The organism is Flavobacterium sp. Leaf82, assembly GCF_001422725.1.
Classification (GTDB): domain Bacteria; phylum Bacteroidota; class Bacteroidia; order Flavobacteriales; family Flavobacteriaceae; genus Flavobacterium.
This window is the reverse complement of sequence record NZ_LMMA01000006.1, coordinates 41,672-64,475: the sequence shown is the minus strand read 5'-3', so window position 1 is coordinate 64,475 and position 22,804 is coordinate 41,672. Positions and strand designations below refer to the sequence as shown.

The 22,804-nt window shown below is 33.3% G+C and carries 13 protein-coding genes; all 13 read left to right on the top strand.

Features of this window, described 5'->3' with window-relative positions:
• Nucleotides 1-10: 10 nt before the first annotated feature.
• Entirely contained in the window at nucleotides 11-2,296 is a 2,286-nt protein-coding gene (locus ASF10_RS06385; protein ID WP_082472391.1) for a GH92 family glycosyl hydrolase, read from the top strand.
• Nucleotides 2,297-2,300: 4 nt separating this feature from the next.
• Nucleotides 2,301-3,761 (top strand): glycoside hydrolase family 125 protein, encoded by a 1,461-nt coding sequence (locus ASF10_RS06380; RefSeq protein WP_056246866.1) that lies wholly within the window; start codon nucleotides 2,301-2,303, stop codon nucleotides 3,759-3,761.
• Between the two features lie 153 nt (nucleotides 3,762-3,914).
• Nucleotides 3,915-4,823, top strand: a complete 909-nt coding sequence (locus ASF10_RS06375) for an ROK family protein (RefSeq protein WP_056246864.1) — start codon at nucleotides 3,915-3,917, stop codon at nucleotides 4,821-4,823.
• Between the two features lie 179 nt (nucleotides 4,824-5,002).
• On the top strand, nucleotides 5,003-6,013 hold the full coding sequence (locus ASF10_RS06370) for an isoaspartyl peptidase/L-asparaginase family protein (RefSeq protein WP_056246862.1): 1,011 nt from the start codon (nucleotides 5,003-5,005) through the stop codon (nucleotides 6,011-6,013).
• A gap of 375 nt (nucleotides 6,014-6,388) precedes the next feature.
• Nucleotides 6,389-8,455 carry a fibronectin type III domain-containing protein gene (locus tag ASF10_RS06365; protein WP_056246860.1) on the top strand — a complete coding sequence of 689 codons (2,067 nt, stop codon included), beginning with the start codon at nucleotides 6,389-6,391 and terminating at the stop codon, nucleotides 8,453-8,455.
• Between the two features lie 4 nt (nucleotides 8,456-8,459).
• Nucleotides 8,460-13,640, top strand: coding sequence for a T9SS type A sorting domain-containing protein (locus ASF10_RS06360; protein ID WP_056246858.1), 5,181 nt, complete (start codon nucleotides 8,460-8,462; stop codon nucleotides 13,638-13,640).
• Between the two features lie 4 nt (nucleotides 13,641-13,644).
• On the top strand, nucleotides 13,645-16,746 hold the full coding sequence (locus ASF10_RS06355; RefSeq protein ID WP_056246856.1) for a fibronectin type III domain-containing protein: 3,102 nt from the start codon (nucleotides 13,645-13,647) through the stop codon (nucleotides 16,744-16,746).
• Nucleotides 16,724-17,218, top strand: a complete 495-nt coding sequence (locus ASF10_RS06350; protein ID WP_056246854.1) for a hypothetical protein — start codon at nucleotides 16,724-16,726, stop codon at nucleotides 17,216-17,218. The genes ASF10_RS06355 and ASF10_RS06350 overlap by 23 nt, the downstream gene beginning before the upstream one ends.
• Nucleotides 17,219-17,220: 2 nt before the next feature.
• A complete protein-coding gene (locus ASF10_RS06345; RefSeq protein WP_056246852.1) occupies nucleotides 17,221-17,919 on the top strand; it encodes a hypothetical protein in 699 nt (232 codons plus the stop codon).
• Between the two features lies 1 nt (nucleotide 17,920).
• Nucleotides 17,921-18,487, top strand: a complete 567-nt coding sequence (locus ASF10_RS06340) for a hypothetical protein (protein WP_056246850.1) — start codon at nucleotides 17,921-17,923, stop codon at nucleotides 18,485-18,487.
• A 74-nt stretch (nucleotides 18,488-18,561) separates the two neighbouring features.
• Nucleotides 18,562-18,861, top strand: coding sequence for a WD40/YVTN/BNR-like repeat-containing protein (locus ASF10_RS06335; protein ID WP_056246847.1), 300 nt, complete (start codon nucleotides 18,562-18,564; stop codon nucleotides 18,859-18,861).
• A gap of 73 nt (nucleotides 18,862-18,934) precedes the next feature.
• Nucleotides 18,935-20,278, top strand: a complete 1,344-nt coding sequence (locus ASF10_RS06330; protein ID WP_056246846.1) for a PKD domain-containing protein — start codon at nucleotides 18,935-18,937, stop codon at nucleotides 20,276-20,278.
• 7 nt (nucleotides 20,279-20,285) lie between these two features.
• Nucleotides 20,286-22,742: a hypothetical protein gene (locus ASF10_RS06325; RefSeq protein ID WP_198529568.1), complete on the top strand. Its 2,457-nt coding sequence runs from the start codon at nucleotides 20,286-20,288 to the stop codon at nucleotides 22,740-22,742.
• Nucleotides 22,743-22,804: the final 62 nt, after the last annotated feature.

The window sequence follows — 22,804 nt, the reverse complement described above, 5'->3', positions numbered from 1 at the left end:
AAATAAAAATATGAAAATAAAGAGTTTAATTTTTTTAGGGGTAATGCAATGCTTTTTTGCAGGAAACGCACAAGTTAAAACTTTAGATCCGGTAGAATATGTAAATCCTTTAATGGGAACACAATCTTTGCATAGTCTTTCGAACGGAAATACCTATCCTGCAATTTGCCGACCTTGGGGAATGAATTTCTGGACACCTCAAACGGGGAAAATGGGCGATGGATGGGCGTATATTTATACAGCAGAAAAAATTAGAGGATTCAAACAAACACATCAGCCTTCGCCGTGGATGAACGATTACGGACAATTTTCGATCATGCCGGTAACGGGAAAATTGGCTTTTGAAGAAAACGAAAGAGGAAGCTGGTTCAGCCATAAAGCTGAGGTTTCAAAACCGTATTATTACAGCGTATATCTGGCAGATTATGATGTAACGACAGAAATTACAGCGACAGAAAGAGCAGCACATTTTCAGATTACTTTCCCGGAAAACGAACAATCTTCTATTGTAATCGATGCTTTCGATAAAGGATCTTACATCAAAATAATTCCTTCAGAAAATAAAATTATAGGATACACAACGCGTAATAGTGGCGGTGTTCCGGAGAATTTTAAAAACTATTTTGTACTTCAATTCGATAAACCATTTGCTATTAATTATACTTGGCATGACAAAGTTTTAGAAAAAGACAAATTAGAATTAAAAGACAATCATGTTGGTGCAGTTGTAGGTTTTAAAACCAAAAAAGGAGAAATCGTAAACGTAAAAGTTTCATCTTCGTTTATAAGTGTAGAGCAAGCTGAGTTGAATTTAAAAAATGAATTAGGAAAAGCTTCTTTTAATGAAACCGTAGCACAATCTAAACAAGAATGGAATAAAGTTTTAGGAAAATTATCTGCCGAAGGCGGAAGTGAAGAACAACTAAAAACATTTTATTCCTGCTTATACCGCACTGCTTGTTTTCCGCAAAAGCAATATGAAGTAAATGCAAAAGGAGAAATCGTGCATTACAGTCCGTATAACGGACAAGTTTTACCGGGTTATATGTTTGCAGGAACAGGTTTTTGGGATACTTTCCGCGCTTTATATCCTTTGTTAAATTTAGTTTATCCTTCGATCAATAAAGAAATGCAGGAAGGATTGATCAACGATTATAAAGAAGGCGGTTTCTTGCCGGAATGGTCAAGCCCGGGATTTAGAAATGTAATGGTTGGGAATAATTCCGCTTCTGTAGTTGCTGATGCTTATATCAAAGGATTACGAGGATACGATATCAATAAATTGTACGAAGCTTTATTGCATGGCGCCAATAACGAAGGTCCATTAGAAGCTGTAGGAAGAAAAGGAGTGGAGTATTACAACACTTTGGGTTATGTTCCTTATGATGTAAAAATCAATGAAAATGCAGCCAGAACATTAGAATATGCTTACGATGATTTCTCGATTTGGAAGTTGGCTAAAGCCTTAAATCGCCCTAAAAAAGAAATTAATTTATACGAAAAACGAATGATGAATTATAAGAATCTTTATAATCCGTCAATTGGTTTAATGAGTGGTCGAAATAAAGACGGAAGTTTCCCGAAAGATTTCAATCCGTTTAAATGGGGAGATGCTTTTACCGAAGGAAATGCGTGGCATTACAGCTGGAGTGTTTTTCATGACGTACATGGTTTGATTGATTTAATGGGAGGAGAGAAAAAATTCACGGCAAAATTAGACGCTGTTTTTACCACTCCGCCAATTTTTGATGATAGTTATTATGGCGCAGTTATTCATGAAATCCGCGAAATGCAAATCATGAATATGGGACAATATGCACACGGAAATCAGCCGATTCAGCATATGATTTATTTGTACAATTATGCTGGTGAACCCTGGAAAACGCAATATTGGTCTCGTGAAGTCATGAACCGTTTATACAAACCAACTCCGGACGGATATTGCGGAGATGAAGATAACGGACAAACCTCTGCCTGGTATGTTTTCTCAGCAATGGGATTCTATCCGGTTTGCCCAGGAACAGACGAATATGTTCTTGGAGCGCCATTATTTAAGAAACTAACGCTAGAATTAGAAAACGGAAAAAAATTAGTGATCAATGCTCCAAATAATTCTGAAACCAATAAATATGTTCAGGATTTAAAGTGGAACAATGCAACTCATACCAAAAATTTCATCAATCACTTTGATGTGTTAAAAGGTGGAGAGTTAAACTTTGACATGAGCAGCAAACCTAATTTACAAAGAGGAACTTCGGCAAGTTCATATCCATATTCTTATTCAACTTCAAAATAATACTATGCAATCACGTAGAAAATTTATAAAAAACACAGGGATTTTTTCAGCAGGATTATTGGCACTTCAAACCGATGTTTTCGGAATGAATTCAGATGCTTTCAATTTCGCCTTAAAAGATTTTATTACCAAAAGACCACCTTTAGTCGAAAGAAAATTTACGAGTAAAGCTATTGAAGCAGCAATTGTAAGAATCAAAAAGCAAATTGCAAATCCGGAATTGGCTTGGTTGTTCGAAAATTGTTTCCCGAACACTTTAGATACCACCGTAGATTTTGAAATTATCGACGGAAAACCAGATACTTATGTAATTACAGGAGATATCGATGCGATGTGGTTGCGTGATAGTACAGCACAGATTTGGCCGTATATTCCGTTTGTAAAAGAAGATAAAAAACTGGCTGAATTGGTAAAAGGAGTAATCAACCGCCAAACCAAATGTATTTTATTAGATCCTTATGCGAATGCTTTTTACAAAGATTTTAATCAGGTAAGCGAATGGAAAAATGACATGACCAAAATGCAGCCTGGAATTCACGAGCGCAAATGGGAAATTGACAGTTTGTGTTATCCAATAAGATTGGCACACGGCTATTGGAAGGAAACCGGAGACATTAGTTTGTTCGACAGCAAGTGGAAAGAAGCAATGCTTTTGGTTATTCAAACTTTCAAAGAACAACAACGCTGGACGGATAAAGGACCTTATAATTTCCAGAGAGTTACTGCCTGGGCTACAGATGGCGTGCCGTTAAGCGGTTACGGATATCCTGTAAAACCATGCGGATTAATCGTTTCGACTTTTAGACCAAGTGATGATAGTACTTTGTTTGGGTATTTAATTCCGAGTAATATGTTTGCGATCGAAGTGCTTGGATATCTTCAGGAAATTTTCTCTTTGCCAGCATTAAAAGATGATAATTTAGTAGCTAAAGCCAAAGAATTACAAGGACAAGTTCAGAAAGGACTAGAAGAAAACGGAATCATAGATCATCCCAAATTCGGAAAAATCATTGCTTTTGAAGTAAACGGTTACGGAAGTTTCCATATGATGGATGATGCCAATGTTCCGTCTTTATTATCATTGCCTTATTTAGGCGCGATTGAGCCGGACAATCAACTTTATTTGAATACTAGAAAAGTAGTGCTTTCAGAAAACAATCCGTTTTTCTATAAAGGAAAAGCAGGCGAGGGAGTTGGCGGACCACACACAGGAACAGATACTATCTGGCCAATGAGTATTGTTTTAAGAGCCATTACGAGTGTCGATGAAAATGAAATAAAACATTGTATCAGTAATTTGATTAAAACAAACGCCGATACAGGATTTATGCACGAATCTTTTCATAAAGATGATGTAACCAAGTTTACCAGAAAATGGTTTGCATGGGCGAATACATTATTTGGCGAAATGATTGTTCATACGAGCATTCATTATCCTCAAATTTTAAAAGATAAAAACCTATAAAATAAAATTTACCATTAAGAGATTAAGTTTATTAAGTATCCTGACAGTCCCGAATTCTCTGGATTAAAGCCTGTCAGGTATGAATTGAAGATTAAAAAGTAAATTTAGTTTTCTCTTTATTTCTTAGTGATTCAAATCCAAAATAAAATAAGAATGAATAAAGAATATGCCGTAGGAATTGATATTGGAGGAACACATATTACCACTGCTATTATAGATGTTAAAAATATGAAAGTAGTTGATTTTTCATTGCATAAAGAATCATTTGACTCTAATTTACCTGTAGATGAGGTAATGTCTATTTGGGAAAAAGCAATACGTACTTCGATCGAAAATTCTAAAGTCGAAAATGTAATAGGATTGTCCGTTTGTATGCCCGGTCCGTTTGATTATGAAAACGGAATTTGCTGGATAAAAGACCAATCGAAATATGAACATTTTTACGGACTCAATGTTCGTTATTTATTTCAGGGAACCCTTAATTTAACAAGCGATTTTCCGATTCTTTTTGAAAATGATGCCGTTTGTTTCGGAAAAGGAGAAGTTTATAAAGATGCCCAAAATTTGTCTAAAAAAGTAATGGCAATCACATTGGGGACAGGACTTGGAGCTTGTTTTATAGACAAAGGTATTTCTATTGCTACCGGAGAATCAGTGCCTGCAGATGCAGAAATTTATAATCTTGCTTTTAAAGAAAGTATTGCAGAGGATTACGTTTCGGCGAGAGGTCTTTTACGACGTTATAAAACTTTAACGGGAAAAAATGCCAATAACGGATTAGAAATCTATAATATGGCTGTTGATGGAGATGCAAATGCAGTAAAAGTATTTGAAGAAATGGGCGAAGATTTAGCATCAATTGTGATTCCGTGGTTAGAAAAATTTGACGCTGATGGTTTTATTATTGGAGGGAAAATTGCAAATGCAAGTGAATTTTTTCTTCCAACTTTCAATAAAAAAGTAAAAGAAGCAGGAATCGATATTACAGTTTCTATTTCTAAAGATAATGAAGCCGCAGCTTTAATTGGTGCTGTAAGTTTGCTTTATACAGCTAAGTTATAAACCATATAAGTTATATAAGTTCATGTAAAAGAATTTTTGACAATTTGATTTTAATTTTTTAGTAAGATATAAATACCTGGAAATGTTCTAAATATTACTTATATAATTTAATTTTGAGTAACTATAACAGCCATCTTAAATGATCTTACATAACTTATATGTTTTAAAAATATTTTAATATGACACATTCAAATCGCAGGAATTTTATAAAAACGGCAGCAATAGCTTCAGTTGCTGTGGCATTGCAATCTTTTAATTCAAATGATTCAAATTCAGAAGAAGAAAAAGTAATACTTTCAAAAAAAGGAAAAAAGCCAATTGTACTTTCGACATGGCGATTCGGAATTCAGGCCAATGAAGCTGCATGGGAAGTTCTAAAAAATAAAGGAACCGCTCTGGATGCTGTCGAAGCAGGAGTTAAAATTCCGGAAGGCGACCCAAAAGAAAGAAGCGTAGGTTATGGCGGACGTCCGGATAGAGATGGTCGTGTAACGTTAGACGCTTGTATTATGGATGAAAATGCCAATATAGGTTCTGTAGCATGTTTAGAATATATAAAACATCCAATCTCTGTTGCGAGAGCGGTGATGGAAAAAACGCCTCACGTAATGCTGGTTGGAGACGGAGCTTTGCAATTTGCACTTTCACAAGGGTTCAAAAAAGAAAACTTATTGCTTGAAGAATCTGAAAAAGAATGGAAAAAGTGGCTGAAAGACAGTAAATACAAACCAATTGCCAATATCGAAAACCATGATACAATTGGAATGATTGCACTTGATGCCAACGGAAATCTATCAGGCGCATGTACCACAAGCGGAATGGCTTTCAAGATGCACGGACGTGTTGGTGATTCACCCATTATTGGTGCAGGTTTATATGTTGATAACGAAATTGGAGCTGCAACAGCAACAGGTCATGGCGAAGAAGTGATCCGAATTTCGGGCTGTCATCTTGTTGTAGAATTAATGCGACAAGGCAAATCCCCTCAAAAAGCCTGCGAAGAAGCCGTTGCCAGAATCGTAAAACTGACCAAGAGCAGAAACAAAGATTTAAAAGATATTCAAGTTGGCTTTATCGCTTTGAACAAAGCTGGCGAATATGGTTCGTACTGTGTTCAGGGAGGTTTTAATTATGCCGTTTATGATGATACAGGAAATAAATTAATCGATGCTGATTATTTTCTAAAATAAGATATTAATTAGAGTATTGTTTTTTTAGAATGCGTAGAGGCCTTTTTGATCTTTGCGCATTTTTTAATTTTTATTAGTGTTAAAATTAAAGATAAAAATTCAATAGTTTTAAAATATAAGATTTACCTTAAGTTTATATTTTAGTAATTGTAATCGTATAATTTTAAATTACCAATAACTTATTTGTAAGAATTTAAACGGATAAAAAGCGTAAAAAATTAGAATAATGAGGTTTAGGAATTTGGTTTTTTTAATCAAAAAGCTATTCCAGATTTTTGTCCTATTACTATGATTTTTATTTTGTAAATATTTGTTTGTCAGTTGATATAAAATACTATTTTTGCGTTTTTTTAACATGGAAAAAATTACATCTTAATGCCTAAAATCAAGTTTCTTTTTTTATTATTCTTCTTTATTTCAATATCATATTCACAAACGAAACGTGCTACCGTTATGGTAAATGCAAGAGCACAAAAAGATAAGATTTTGATACGCTGGGCAGTTAATTCACCAAGCGAATGGCAAAAAGCAAATAAAAAAGGATTTATAGTTACCAGAACCACCATATTACGTGATGGGAATGTTTTACCCAAACCTGAAAAAATAGTACTTACACCAAAACCATTACTTCCTGAGCCATTAGACTCCTGGATGGATCTGGTTCAAAAAGATAATAATGCAGCAATTATTGCACAATCTATTTACGGAGAAAGTTTTGAGGTAACTGCCGCTAAAGAAGGAGATTTAGCTAAAATCGTAAATATGGCAGATGAGCTTGATCAGCGTTTTACATTTGCTTTATACGCCGCAGACATGAGTTTTACCGGAGCCGTAAAAGCGGGTTGGGGACTTGTGGATACGAACGTAAAACAAAACGAAGTTTATGCATATCAGGTAAGTGTTTTCGAAAGCCCAAAGGTTAAGGAATCGTCTTATATGATAGGATTAAAAGATTATAGCACACTTCCGGCACCTACTGATTTTATTGCAGTTCCTGACGATAAACAAGTTTTGCTTTCGTGGGATTACCAAACCTTCAAAAGAATCTATACGTCATATATGGTGGAGAAATCTTCAGACGGAATCAATTTTGCCCCAATCGCTGCGACGCCATTGGTAAACTTAAACGATAAAGACGAACATCCTTCAAAAAGCATGTATTATATTGATACGCTGAGTGTAAACGATAAAGTATATCAATACAGAGTATATGGTATTACATCATTTGGAGAAAAAGGAGAAATTTCAAAACCCATTACCGCAACAGGAGTAGCTGCAATAGTAACTCCGGCAAGATTAGTAGATTATAATATTGTAAACACAAATGAGGTTAATCTGGAATGGGATTATCCTGCAGCATCAGAAGGTTTTATTCAGGGATACGAAATTAATTTGGCAGATAATGACAAAGGACCTTATAAAGTGGTTTCTAAAATTATTCCGCCCTCCCAGAGAAAACTCAATTATAAAGAAAATTTATATCCCTCCAATTATTTTACCATATCTGTCGTAGGGAAAAACAATCAACGATTAACGTCCCAGAGTATGCTGGTTCAGCCAGTAGATTCTATTCCTCCGGCAAAACCAATAGGTCTTGAAGGTGTAATAGACAGCCTTGGAGTCGTTCGGTTAAAATGGAAAGCAAACACTGAAAAAGATTTAAGAGGATATCGAATTTTAAAAGCCAATAATAAAGGAGAAGAGTTTGTAGATATCTACCATCAATCGTATGTGGGTACTGATTATAAAGACAGTGTGAGCCTGAAAATGACCAATAGCAAAGTGTATTACAGACTTGCTGCTGAGGATATGCGTTTCAATATTTCGGAACTTTCTGATGTATTGGTTTTAGACAAACCGGATAAAATTCCGCCTGCTGCACCTATTTTTAAAGATTACGATAATAAAGACGGAAAAGTTCATCTTAAATGGATCCGCAGTTATAGCGAAGATGTCGTAGGATATAGCTTAAGAAGGAGAGAGAAAGGACAAGAAAAATGGCTGGAAATTAAACAGATCAATGATACTATTCAGGAATTTACAGATGATAAGGTAGAGAATAGAAAAATATACCAATACGCTATTCTGGCTAAGGATAAAAGCAATCTCTGGTCGTCATTAGATCATTCGGTTATAACGGTAAATGTCCTGAATTTTACACCAGTCAAAGTCATTACATTTTTGCAGGGAGTGGCTGACAGAGAAAATAAAAAAATAGTACTTACTTGGGATTATGCAAAAAATAAAGGCAAAGTTCTGGGAGTGAGTATTTATAAAAATACAAAAGGAACTCCGCCAACATTGTGGAAAGAATTAAACAGTGATGTTTTGACACTAGAAGATAAAAATTTAAAAATCAATCAGGAACTCGAATACCATTTTGTTCCTAATTTAGAAAGTGATAGTCCTGCAAAAGCAGAAACCCTAACCGTTATATATTAAGCCTATGAAGAATTTTTACTTATTAATAATTTTATTGGTTTCAGGATTTGGTTTTGCTCAGGTAAATTTATCTGGTGAAGCTCATTATAAATTGTCAATTATTGGACAAGTTGGAGGGGGTGGATCAGGCAGTTGTGGTAATTTTAGAGGATTACAATGGATTTCTTCTGAGTTTCAGTTAAATGCAAGAATATTAAACCATTTTGGGACTTATCTTACTAACAATCAGAATTACAGGGATCAACCAATTAATTATGATGATATTATTTATTATGAAAATGATCCAATCGTTAAATTGCACTTTGGAACTGTAAACAGAAGAGGAAATTCAAATTGTTCAACATATTATAACTCTGGAAATCCGGTTGTTACCAGAGATTTTTCAAGGGTTTATAATTTTACAGAATTTGAAAATATTGATGCTGGAGACAGACAAATTGAAGGAGAAGTTACTATAACATCAAGACCAATTATTAATTTGACAAATCCCGTAGTAGCTAATAACATTATAGGTACAGAAAGTTCAATAAAGGTACCGGTGATTACTGGTATAAAGAATGAGTATTTTAATTGGATGTATCATATTGATGGAGAACAAGAACGGGTTAGGGTTGGTTTTATATGGATTTATAGAGATGTTTGGAGAAGTTTGCCAGCTGAATATCAGGCTAAAAACTCATTAGATATATTATGTAAAAATTTTTTACCAATTGAAGCAGTTGGTAAAAAAATCACTTTAAGAGCAAATGCCTATGGCACAAGAGTAGAATTGCTTTATGCTAAATCAGCTCCGCATATTACTTCAATAGATGCTGTTCAAACGAGATGTTTTGATACTCAGGATGGAAGAGCAATAATAAAATTTAGCTCAAAATTAGTAACAGGAGAAACTTTAACATGTTCTATTAAAAGTTTTGATCCGGTATCAGGTCAACCACAAGAAACATTTTATTCGACACCAGATGGACAATCAATTACAATTGGAGATGATTTAATATATGAAATTCCAAAGGATTTTCCAAAAGGAAAATATCTTATTAAGTTACTGGGATGGTATAAAGAACCAAATAAAACCGGAGCAAATACTTATGTAATGGATCCTGAGCATGAAATGGAGTTTAATATAACCTCACCTACTCAAGTTGATTTTTCTATTACCAAAAAAAATGATATCAATTGTTTTGGAGGTTCTGATGGTGCAATTGATATAGTGGCTACAGGAGGAATTGATAATGGTATATATCAATATTCATCAAATGGAGGAAATTGGATTACTTTTTTAAATGTTGATAAAACTACAATCTCCGGTCTTGGTTTAGGTACTTATGCTGTAAAAGTGAGAAAATTAAAAAATTCTACTGATACTGTAGGTTGTGTAGCAAAAAATGAAGATGATAATGAGAAAGTATTACCTGAAACTATTGATCAGCCTGCAAGTGCGCTTACATTAGTTAAAATCACACCATTTAATCCTACTTTTAATAAAGCCGAAAATGGTAAAATTGTAGCTTTAGTTACCGGAGGAACTCTGATTAACGGAAATTCGTATTCGTATGAATGGAAAAATAGTAAAAATGACGTTATCGATGCCACTAAAACATCTACCCAATTTTTGAATAATATTGTTACCATTTCCTTAAATAATGTACCGGAAGATACGTATACCTTATTTGTTAAGGATCAAAGAAATTGTATTTTAGATCCTTTAGTAATACCTTCTTTGGTAGTTATTTTAGATGATCCGGAACCAATCGAAATAACATTAGAAACTATTCAGGGTATTTCTTGTAATACGGCAAATTTAGACCCCGTTAAAAATCGTAACAAAGCATCAGACGCTATTATAAAGGCAACAGTAAAAGGAGGTATTCCGTTTACAGGATTAGAAAATAATGGGTTGCCTTATAAATTTACCTGGTCAAAATACAATACGGTAACAAAATTATGGGATAAGTTAGAAGATTATAAAACAGCTACTGCAATTGAACTTAATGAAGGAGAGTATTCGCTAAATGTTGAAGATGCAAACGGAATCGTTCAGGGAACTTATAATACGACAGATTTAGTAACTGCAATTCCGTCAATAGAAAATATTGCAGAACCTGTACAACTTATATTGGCATTTACCTCAGCAAATGTTTCCTGTTATCAGGGAGATAACGGTTGGGCAATAGCAAATGTTACAGAAGGAAAAGCTCCTTATATATATACATGGTATGGTGCAGATGGAGCTACTATCGAAGAAAATAAAATATCAAAGCTTATAAAAGGAGAATATTTTGTTGAAGTAATAGATGGTAACGGATGTTTTGTAAAAGGCAGTATCGTAATCGACGGACCAACAGCTCCGGTAAAAATCTCCTACAAAGAAATTTTCACTCCTACTTTTTCAGGTGCGACCAACGGAAGAATTGTAGCAGCGATTACGGGAGGAACACCATTTGATCCAGCATTGAATAATGGAAAATTATATAATTATGAATGGAAAAACACGGCAGGAACAGTACAAACAACTACTGCCGTAGTAGAAAACGGAATTTATACGATTACCTTAAACGGAGTTCCGGCAGATGATTATTTTTTAACCATTACGGATAAAAATTATGACGAAGCGACCAGTCAAATTGTTAATTGCTCCATATTAGAGTCAAAAGTAACACTAAACCAACCAGATCCTTTAAAAGTTGTTTTTGAGGTTGTTCGTACAATCTCTTGTAATACAAGCAACGAATTTGGAAATAGTAAAGATACAACACCAACCGACGGTCAGCGTGATGAATCGCAGGATGGTATTTTAAAAGCTCATGTTTCAGGAGGGACTCCGCTTGCGGCAGATAAAAACAATGAATTGCCGTATTATTTTTATTGGAAGAAGCAGCTAGAAAATGGTACCTGGATAGCTTTAGCTGACATTACAGGCGAAACAGCATCAAATCTTTCACACGGAAATTATGCTCTTAACGTAGAAGACAGAAACGGAATTATGTTAGGGACTTATGTAAATAATGTACTGACTGAGCAAATTGACGTTACAAAATTTATGCAGGAACCACCAAAATTATCTGTAACCATTACTAAAGGAAATGTTTTTTGTAATGACGGAAACGATGGTTGGGCTACGGCAAATGTTACAGGAGGAACAGTTCCGTATAAATATAAATGGTCAAACGGAGTAGAAATTGCTGAAAATACAGTTTTAAAAGCGGGTACCTATACAGTATATGTTACAGATTTTAAACAATGTACGACACAGGCAACTGTTATTATCTCTGAACCTGCAACACCACTTGCCGTAAAATATATTGAAGTTCTTGATCCGAGTTTTTACAAAGCGACTAACGGAAAAATTGTAGCAGAAGTTACCGGAGGTACTAGTTTACCGGACAATAGCTATTGGTTTGAATGGAAAAACAGCAAAGGAATTGTACAAAGTACCACAACAGCCAGTTTTAATAATGGCGTTTACACAATCTCTCTAAACGGAGTAGGTGAGGAACTATACAGTTTAACAGTTCGTGATGCGAATTATAATGCTGCTACAAACAAAACAAGCTGTACTGTTGCAAATTCTGTTACTGCTTTAGAAGATCCGGATCCGCTTGAAGTTACTTTTGAAGTAGTTCGTACTATTTCGTGTAATGTAAGTAATGAATTTGGAAATGAAACAGATGCAAATCCGCAGGACAATCAAAGAGATGAATCTCAGGACGGTATTTTAGTTGCTCATGTCAAAGGAGGAATTCAGTTAGAAGCCAGCAAAAATAACGGATTACTTTATTACTATACCTGGAAAAAACAAGTTGGTAATTCCTGGATTGTCTGGAACGATCATGATGAAACAGCCGAAAATATATCTAACGGAATATATGCACTGAATATTGAAGATGCAAACGGAATAAAATTGGGAACATACGTTAATAATCTTTTAGTTGAGGAAAAAGATGTTACGCAAAACATGCCGGAACCTGCAAAATTGCAATTAACGTTTACCAAGTTTGATGTAGGTTGTACAACAGGAGATGACGGTTGGGCAGAAGCGCATGTTTCAGGAGGAACTCAGCCTTATACCTATGAATGGACAAATGGCGCGACAACATCTAAAATAGAAAATATTACCACAAACAATTACTTTGTTAAGGCAACTGATGCAAGAGGATGTATCATTCAGGGAAGTATTTTTGTAGGTGATCCTAACGGAATATTTACTACAGAAACCGTCAAAAATCCTACTTGTTATAAAGGAAACGATGCCTCGATAGTATTAAATGTTACAGGCGGAAATTTACCATACAGTTATTTATGGAATACGGGAGCAACTACAAAAGACCTAAACAATCTTACAGCAGGAAATTATGAAGTTGCGATAACCTGTCCGGATTGTTGTGTATATAAAAAGAGATTTGTTTTAAAAGATCCCGAAGCTGTTATAGTTAATATTGGTCCTGACAGAACGTTATGTATCGATCAGAATATTGATTTAAACGCTGCAATTGCAGATCCAAAAGCACAATACAGCTGGACCTCAACAAACGGGTTCACATCGAATGAAGCCAAAATAAATGTATCAAAAGCCGGAACGTATCACGTAAAAGTAACTTCAGGTTTAGGATGTATTGGAGAAGATGAAATTGTAATAAAAACAAGTCAGACAGCTATTAGTTCTGAGTTTTTATTGAGTTCACAAGCCTATTTAGACGAAGAAGTTATTTTAATCAATACCAGTAATCCGTTTGGCGAAAGTACCAATTGGGTCATCCCGAAAGGCGTGAAAGTAGTTGAACAAAAAGAAAAATACATCACACTTAAATTTGATGCCACAGGTGTCTATTCTATTGGTTTAGAGCAAACGCAGGGAGAATGTTATGCCGTATACAGTAAAAATATTACCGTAGAGCAGCGAAGCGGTTTACCAAATGCAGGCACAACAGCACAATTTATTGTAGATTTTATCGTAACCCCAAATCCGAGTAATGGTAATTTTAAAGCACACATTACTTTAGAAAACGAGAGCGCAGTAAATTTAAGATTGTTCTCAACAACTGGGCAAAATACGATGATCCAGAAAAACGGCTCCGGAAAAAAGAAGTATGAAATAGATTTTGAGACCACATTAGAATCTGGAATGTATGTTTTGGTATTAGAAACGGGGCAACAAACATTGGTTAAAAAAATTATCATCTATTAAAAAAATGAAGAACCTTTTCAAGAACATATATGTATTAGTTCTGTTACTTTTTAGTGCAGCGGGATATTCGCAATTATATCCGGTTCAGGTAACACCTGTTTTTAATAGTCCGTATAGCGTCAAAATATCAGATTATGCCACTAGCATGGATACTAAAATGCAGTTACTCATTAATCCTACAGATATTGCTATATCACAAAGGCAAGTGCGTATAAAACTGTACATACAAGGTAACGGACTTAATGTGCAAAGCAGCGATTTTATACAAGGACAACGCCCCATTTTTATCAATGGAGGTGAATTACAAACGCTGACCAATACAGATATTGCTGCACTTTTCAGGCTGGAAAACCTACAAGGAATTTCTGCTGTACAATATGCGAATGGCTTACCGGAAGGAATGTATAATTTTTGTTTTGAGCTGTACGATTTTGTAACCAACCAGAAGATCTCACAAAAAAGCTGTGCAAGTTTATATTTGATCTTAAACGATCCGCCGTTATTAAATACGCCGCAAAAAAACGAGCAAATTGCCTCGACAGAGTTTCCAAATATTTTATTTACCTGGACACCACGCCAGATCAATGCAACCAATATATCGTATAAGTTCGAGTTAAAACAACTTATCGATCCTACATTAGACCCGCAGTTTGCGTTCCAGATGTCTCCCGTTTTATATGAGGAAACCCTTTTTTCGACTGCTTTACTGTACAATTTAAGTATGCCAATTCTTACTCCCGGTCTGCGATATGCCTGGAGAGTACGCGCAATTTCTACAACGGGACTTTCAGAGAATGCCGTGTTTAAAAATGACGGATACAGCGAGATATACTCGTTTAAGTATACCGCTTCATGTACTGCGCCAACCTTTTTATTAAGCGAGTCCCAGAATTCTAAAAGTGTAAAAATCACTTGGCAGGGAGTACCGGAACACACACGTTATCAGGTACAATACAAAAAACAAGATGTGCGTAATGCTCAATGGTTTTCGACCAATAGTTTAAACACACAAAGTTTAATCACCAATTTAGAGCCCGGAATTACTTACCAGTTTAGAGTAGGTTCAAGCTGTGATCCCGCAGCCGATGGTATTCAGTCGTTTACTTATTCCGGAGTGAGCACTTTTACAACACCTGTAGAGACTAGTGGAGTTCCGGCATATAATTGTGGTATTGTGCCCCAAATTAATATTGAGAATCAAAAGCCACTTTTAAATTTAATTGAAAGTGAAACGTTTAAAGCCGGAGATTTTCCAGTTACTGTTTTAGAATTGGAAGGTAATGGACCTTATACAGGAAAAGGTTATATTATAGTACCCTACTTAAATGAGACTAAAATAGCAGTACAATTTGATAACATTACGATCAATACAGATTATCAATTGATCGATGGTGTTGTTGTAACTGTTTATGACCCCGATTGGAAAAATGTGGTAGGAGATCCTGTCATAGAGGATATTTTTGGTCCGCAAACAGGCAATGAAGAAGTTGCCGAGGCAGGTACAGAAGATTCAACCGAGAATAAAACGGATCCTGAAAATGTTGATGAATCTAAAAATCCGGACGAGGATGTAGATAAAAATAAAGATCCAGATACAACAAATGAAAATCCTATAGTAACTACTAACCCTGTAGATAATCAAGATACTGAAACAGGAGCAGATAAAGTAAATGAAACTACAAATCCGAACAATAATTCAGGAGTTGAAAACGCTAGTAATCCGGCGACAGGAAAGGGGTATTTTGTTGAGTATAGAAATAAAAAATATTATAATACTGATAAAATAAATATTCCTTTTAGTAGGAATGGGTTAATTAGTAATCGATTTAAAATGAAAGAACTTGAAAAAGATACTAATGTAAAATATGAATTAAGTTATGAAAGTGAAAAAGGTGTAATATCAGAGAATGTAGGAGGTAATAACTATTTAAAGAAAATTGAATCTATAAAAGAAGCAGATTTTATATTTCGCTATGACAATACCTTTAAATATCAACTAAAATCTGTTGCTGATATTGATAAAAAGCCTGATTTGTCAAATGAAATTAATTTGATTGTTAAGCCTGTTCAATTAAAATTTTTAAAAGCAATTGATAATTCTGATAAAGATAATACTAAAAGAGTTGCTAGTGCAACACAAACATTATATTATGTAGATAAAAGTCCGAACACAAAGGATAATAGAAGAACTAAATTTTCGATTGGTTTTAATATACCGATAGATGAGATTCCTTCACAAAATATAAAATGGAAATTTAATGAAGATTACAAGCCAGAATATCAAGGCTTAGAATCTATGGATTATGTGTATATGTATGACAATTTAAAAGATGTCAAAGTAAAGTCAATAGTTGGGTATCCAACTGAAAGTATTATGAATGTTAATGTTAAGTGGGTTGATAAGAATGCAGTAGCTTGGTCTTTTGTTCCAGCAGGAATCAGTCAAGCTATTAATAGCTCCTTTGAGGAGATAGATGGAAATTTGAAAAAATTAGATAGATATGTAAAAATCAGCAAATTTTTAAAGCTTAAAGTTGATAAGGTTAAAATAAATGGATCAAAATATAATGAGGAAGATACTGAGTCAAGACTTTATAAGAAAATGGAAGTATCTTCTGTTTCAGGTGGCTTTGTAGTGGAAACTCCTGAAAAAGTAATTCCAATACCAGCACTGGCTGTGCTGTCAAGGGCTGAGATAGTAGATGTAGGATTATATTTTAAAGCATCATTTGGAGTTGAGGTTGAAGGAGGGGTTGAGAGATATATATTGGCAGAGCAAACAAAATATGTTAATAATAAAAAAGCATTTTTTAAAATTGGTCCTAAAGGCACAATTACTGCAGGCATAAAAGCAGAGTTGTTAATTGCAAAAGATCAAGTAACGTTTGATGTGCGTGGTGGGGCTGAAGTAAGTTTAAAAGGGGATATAAATTACAATTTTGCCGATAAAAAATTGGCTGGAGAAATTTACTTTCCGCCAGTCATTTTCTTTGCTAATGTTCAAATAGAAACTAAAGGTTTTATTGAGTTTGAATTAGTTGATTATCAAAAATCTTTAGAAGTAACAGATAAATTTACAATTTATGAGTACAACAAACAGTTTTAGTGAAAGTTTTAAGGGAATTATTATATTAGCCTTTATATCTTTTTCAACTTTTTTTATTTTTTTAATTTCATTTGAATTTTATGACAATTGTAAGATTATATATAATCAGAGTGACATAACAAAGATTAAGGTTAAAATAGATTCATTGCAGATATCAAGTAACAGAACCGGAAAATCATCATCAAACTCATCGTCAAGAAATTATTATTTTAATAAAGGTTTAATTTTTCAAGTACCGGAAACGAAAGGTTTTTTATTAAAATATGAAAATCCCACAGAACAAATTAATGATTATATGCAAAAACATAAAGACTCTTTAAATTTATGGGTTTTAAATAAGAAAGCAGTAAAATATGCTTATGATGACGAAAAAGGAATAAATGTTTCTTTAGAAGAAAGTAATAATAGGATGATTATTTTTTATTTTATCCTTTATATAATTTCAATGTTAATTATAAAATTTAAATTTTAAAAATGAATAAATCAATTATAGTACTTGTTTTATTAATTGTTTTTTGCAAAAAAACATATGCACAGAATGATCCAAATCTTATTCTTGGAAAAGAGGATGAGTCAGAGCTATCTTTCCATGTTTATGATTCTTTAATTATAAAAAAAGATTATTTAAAATTGGAAGAGGTCAAAAATGATACTCCTGAAAATCTAATGAGATCAATACTTTCCGCAAGTAGTCAAGAATGGATTGATTATAATACGTTGGGAGGAAGTATTAAATCAAGTAAAAGAAAAGAAGATTATTTTGTAAAAATTAAACAGATGAGTATTGATAAAAATTATATTAAGTTAATACATAAAGTTTCTCTTTTAATCAATAATACACCAACTGAAATAATTAAATTTTATTTTAAACAAGAAAATACCAAAGATGTATCTGGTTGTTATGTTTTACAAAAAGTTAATGATCGTTGGTATAAAGTGTCAAATAATACAACATCTAATCTTTCGATAATTGTAATGAGATTAAAAACCAATGTTCTTATTGAGTTGTTTTCAGGAAAAACATCGAATATTTTAACTAAAGAATTATATAATGCAATTAACTCAGGTGGGTATATGGACTTAAGTAAACTCGAAAATATTTTTTTTTCATGGTATAGTCCACTTAAGAAAAATGAAAAACTTAATTTATTCATAGATTCTAAAACTTGGTAAAATGAAAAATATTTTAATCTTAATTATTCTACTAATTTTTCAAAAATCAATTAGTCAAAATAAAATTGTAGCAAAAGCAAAATTTTTAAATGTTTTTGATCTTACAAATGCTTACGATTATACGCAAGAAGATAACGACACACTTATTAATAGTAAAGTAATATCAAAATTGCCTGAAAGTATATTGGAATCAGGAAAAGGGATTTCGATAAAGCTATTAACTAAAATTAAAATAATTTATAATAATGAAGAGCACATTTATATTAAATACTCTGAAAAAAGGGATAATATATCTACTTTGAAAATAATAGATATTTTATCTCTAAATGGTGCATTTATGAAGAATGAATCAGTTAATATACTTTTCGATCCAGTAAAAAAAATAATGAATTCAGTCAATGCAAATTTAATGTTTGAATTCTATAACAAAGAAGATGATGTTTCATATCCTGAGGTTAATAAATTGAAACCTCTTGTGAAATCATCAAATGGAATTCTTGATATTAATAAACTTGCAGATGTAATTGAAAAGAATAAAATAGTCTTATCGAAATATTTATCGAAATAGAATAAATAACTCCCTCTGCTGATATTAGCATATTACAAAGGAATGTAAGTTTCGTATAAATAAAAAATGAGAAAATGTTCTTTATTGATTTTGTAAATGGGTTTGTTATAGTTAGTAGTTCTTCACTTTACAAAACTACAAATGGAGGTGATACTTGGACAAAGGTTTATAGTGGAGAAAAATTTACAAAATTCACATTTAAAGATGCTAATACAGGCTGGGCTGTTTTAGAAAATAAAATATACAAAACAATAGATGGAGGTAGCTCGTGGATTCTTGATTATACACACGATCAGCCTATCAAAAATATCTCCTATAAAAACAATGTTATTTGGGCTATTTCATCTGATAAAATAATCAAACGCTATTTTTAATTTTTAGCAGAAAAATAAAAGATTAAAAAAACATTACAGCCTTAAAAAGCTGTAATGTTTTAAAATAAACTGAATGAAAAAAACTTTACTCTTATTACTTTTTATTGTTATTACCTCCTGTTATCAGGAAACCTCTATAGCCATAGAGGGTGATTTTACGACTTCGTATGCCAACGACGATGAATCGATCCCGGTTATTATTACTATAGACAATAAAATTACCGGTGCTGATAAATACGAATGGACATTTGAAGGCGGGAATCCTGCTACATCATCCCAGAAAAATCCGGGTGAAATATTGTATAGCAAACAAGGTACTTATACTATTAAACTAATCGCTACAAATGCAGACGGAGAAAGCAATGAATTTAGTAAAACAGTAGTAATAAAAGAAGGGATTAAAATTGAGTTTACCTATGAAATCATAAAAAGTAACTTTTCTCCGGTTGAGGTAATTTTAAAAAATACTACTGTAGGTGAAGGATTAACTTTTAAATGGGATTTTCAGGACGGAGCACCCGCAACGTTTACAGGAAAAACTCCGCCAAATGTTGTCTTTACAACTCCGGGAGATCACACGATAACACTCACCGTTTCTAATGGTTTCGAGTCAGAAAAGCAAACCCAGACCATAACGGTTGCACCGTATTTAGTGAGCTTATTTTCGTATGAACCAAAGTTTGAGGATGATGATTACGAAGCACCGGTATCGATTAATTTTACCAATAAATCGGCTAATGCAACAAATTATAAATGGACTTTTGAAGGCGGAAATCCCGCAACTTCAACAGAAGAAAATCCTACGGTTGTTTTTGCAAGCGCAGAAACTCACGAAGTTACTCTGGAAGCTTTAAATGATAAAACAAGCCAGATTTATAAATCGACCATTACAGTATTGCCGAATACAAATTTGCGCACTTTGACTAATATTAAATTGGGTATAAACCAGGCACACAACAATAACAATATTGGCGCAATGTTTTCGACCGTAACCAGACAGGTTTATAAAGCAAATGAAATTAACGATACAAATAGCAGTTTAGTAGATATTGTTTTTCAGGGCTTAAACAGCAATTTTACTTATAATAGATTTATATCGCCGGATCAGGCAAACAATTATGGATTTTTGGCATTGAAAAATGCGCAAAGCACCATTTTTATAAACTCTCAAAATTTATGCAATTGCGGTTTAAATTTTACCGAAGCACAGTTTGATGCAATGGTAAATGATGCTCCGATTAAATCTTTAAATATAAGTTACAGCGCAACAGGAGCACAGGAATTTGGTTTTACTTATCCAAGAATTATTTTGTTTAAAACACAAGACGGAAGAAAAGGGGCCATCAAAATTAAGGATATGGTAAAGAACGGAGCAAGTTCTTATATTTTATGCGATATCAAAGTACAAAAACAATAACCGATAAATGAAGACAAAGAATAAGAAGATCTTGTTTTGGTTGTGTATTGTTTTTGCCTGTTTTATTTGCAGGAAAGGGTATGCGCAGGATGTAGATTTAGAGAATTTTTATAAACCAAATTTTAAAGTTACAGGTAATGTAAATGCGAACATGATGTACTATAAATCGAGTATGCCAAATGCACGTGAGCCTTTTACATATCTGCTTTCAGGGAATTTGAATATTAGTGCTTTTAATTTTAGCGTTCCGTTATTTTACAGCATTACCAATCAGGGAGAAAATTTAGGTTATACAGCCCCGTTTGATTTTAACAGATTAAGTATTATGCCCAAATACAAATGGGTAAAAGCATATATAGGCAATGTAAGTATGACATTTTCACCTTATACATTAAGTGGTTTTCCGTTTAGGGGAGTTGGTTTAGAACTTACTCCAAGAAGTCCGTTTAAAATAACTTTAATGGGCGGACAATTACTTAAAGCAGTTTCAGAAGAAAATGCAATGGGCGGAATTCCTGTATATCAACGTATGGGTTATGGTGCAAAAATAGGTTTTGAGCAACAACAATATAAAATAGGCTGGATAGGTTTTTATGCTAAAGACGATGTAAATTCATTAAACATGACAAATGATAAAGGCGTAACTCCAAAAGAGAACTTTGTAAACAGTTTAATTTTTAGTACCTCGCTGGTTAAAAATTTGAATCTTAATGTGGAGTACGCTTTGTCAGTTTTAACAGATGATGTTCGAAGCAGTAATCTTTCCGGAGGAGGTTTTAGGGATAGATTATTTTCCAGCAAAGAAAGCACCAGTTTTATGAACGCTTTAAATGTTAATTTTGATTACAACATTCAAAAAAGTATCGTAGGATTAACATATGAACGAATTGATCCTAATTATAACACATTAGGAGCATTATATTTTAATAACGATTTAGAAAATATAGCCTTGCGGTTTGCAAGACCTTTTTATCAGGATAGAATCACCGTTTCTACCAGTTTAGGATATCAGAGAGATGATTTGGCAAAAGCCAAAAAACAAGATACAAAGCGAGTTGTGGGTTCGATCAATATGAATTACAGAGTAACAGATCAGCTTAATTTTACAGGTAGTTATTCTAATTTTTCTACATACACCAATAAAAAATTAGATCAGTTTGAGCTTATAAATAATCCAAATGTAGTGCAGTCTGATACTTTAGATTACAGGCAATTATCGCAAAATGCCAATATGAATATGTCATATGTTTTTGGAAAAAAGAGAAACCAAAATCTAAATTTCAATTATAGCATCGCAGGTCAGGCAAATGAGCAGGGCGGAGTGATACGAAGAGGTCAGGCAAGTACTGTTCAAAATTATAATTTGGCACATACGGTAAACTTTATGGCAACGAAAGTTTCCTTAAACAGCTCCCTTAATTATACCAGTAATGAGGTCGCTAAAAATAATAATTCTTCGGTTGGAGCATCAGTTGGAGCTTCTAAGAAATTATTTAAAGATAAGCTAAATACTAATTTGGGAGTTCTCTATAATAATTCGCAGGCAACTACCAATTCAAGTTCAGTATTTGGAGTTAAATTCAACAATAGTTATGTGTTGCTTGAACAGCATAATTTTAATATGAGTATAATTTCGATGTTTAGAAATAGTACTAATGCAAAGCAATTTAATGATTTAACCGCTACATTAAATTACTCGTACTCATTGGATAAAATAAAATTACCGGCAAAAAGGGATCATAAAGAGCAACCTAAAATTGCTTCGGACCCTGTTTTAAAAATAAAACACAAAGACAAGACTTACGAAGGAACAAGAAACGAAATCATAAAGCAACTGCAAGATCTTCAGCTTGCCTTGCGACCAATGCCAAAAGAAGATGCAGACGAATTACAGCATTTATTAACGCTTACTACTTTGACTCCGGATGATGAAAGTTTCAAAGAAAAAGCCTTAAACTATTTGAATGCATATGATTTAAACAACGACATCTTAGACCGCTATAATAAATACATCCTTGAAACTGTAAAAAGTTTACAAGAAGATATGATTCGTAAAGATGAAGGGTTCGAAAATGACTATGTGATGGCTTTAGGGCGTGTAAATAAACACAAGATGCATGGTGTAAAGGAAGAAGATGTAACGGATAAAACAAGTTATAATTCTTATTTAAAACTCGTTGAACGAAAAAATAAAAAATTGCAGCCATTATTAGTGCATCGATGGATGATTCAGGAGATTTCGACACTTGCCAATACTCCTGCAGATGAAATTCATAAAAACGAAAGTCTTTCAATTTTTAATAAAGAAGAGTTAAGTCATTTCTTTAAAATGATGAAAGAGAAAAAAACAGATGCAGAAGTAATAGAAGAATTAAAAATCAAACTAATTCCGTTTTATCATGATTTAGCACTGAAAAATGCTAAAGATGACGAAGTTGAATTTAAATATTTAAAGAATAATTAAAGGATCAGAAATAGGTACTTTAATATAAAAATAAAGGTTTCGGGATCGTTTCAAAAAACAGT

Coding starts and splice junctions, on each gene's coding strand:
- ASF10_RS06355 (WP_056246856.1), top strand. CDS start 13,645: ATGAAGAACCTTTTCAAGAACATATATGTATTAGTTCTGTTACTTTTT.
- ASF10_RS06385 (WP_082472391.1), top strand. CDS start 11: ATGAAAATAAAGAGTTTAATTTTTTTAGGGGTAATGCAATGCTTTTTT.
- ASF10_RS06375 (WP_056246864.1), top strand. CDS start 3,915: ATGAATAAAGAATATGCCGTAGGAATTGATATTGGAGGAACACATATT.
- ASF10_RS06335 (WP_056246847.1), top strand. CDS start 18,562: ATGTTCTTTATTGATTTTGTAAATGGGTTTGTTATAGTTAGTAGTTCT.
- ASF10_RS06380 (WP_056246866.1), top strand. CDS start 2,301: ATGCAATCACGTAGAAAATTTATAAAAAACACAGGGATTTTTTCAGCA.
- ASF10_RS06340 (WP_056246850.1), top strand. CDS start 17,921: ATGAAAAATATTTTAATCTTAATTATTCTACTAATTTTTCAAAAATCA.
- ASF10_RS06330 (WP_056246846.1), top strand. CDS start 18,935: ATGAAAAAAACTTTACTCTTATTACTTTTTATTGTTATTACCTCCTGT.
- ASF10_RS06325 (WP_198529568.1), top strand. CDS start 20,286: ATGAAGACAAAGAATAAGAAGATCTTGTTTTGGTTGTGTATTGTTTTT.
- ASF10_RS06370 (WP_056246862.1), top strand. CDS start 5,003: ATGACACATTCAAATCGCAGGAATTTTATAAAAACGGCAGCAATAGCT.
- ASF10_RS06360 (WP_056246858.1), top strand. CDS start 8,460: ATGAAGAATTTTTACTTATTAATAATTTTATTGGTTTCAGGATTTGGT.
- ASF10_RS06345 (WP_056246852.1), top strand. CDS start 17,221: ATGAATAAATCAATTATAGTACTTGTTTTATTAATTGTTTTTTGCAAA.
- ASF10_RS06365 (WP_056246860.1), top strand. CDS start 6,389: ATGCCTAAAATCAAGTTTCTTTTTTTATTATTCTTCTTTATTTCAATA.
- ASF10_RS06350 (WP_056246854.1), top strand. CDS start 16,724: ATGAGTACAACAAACAGTTTTAGTGAAAGTTTTAAGGGAATTATTATA.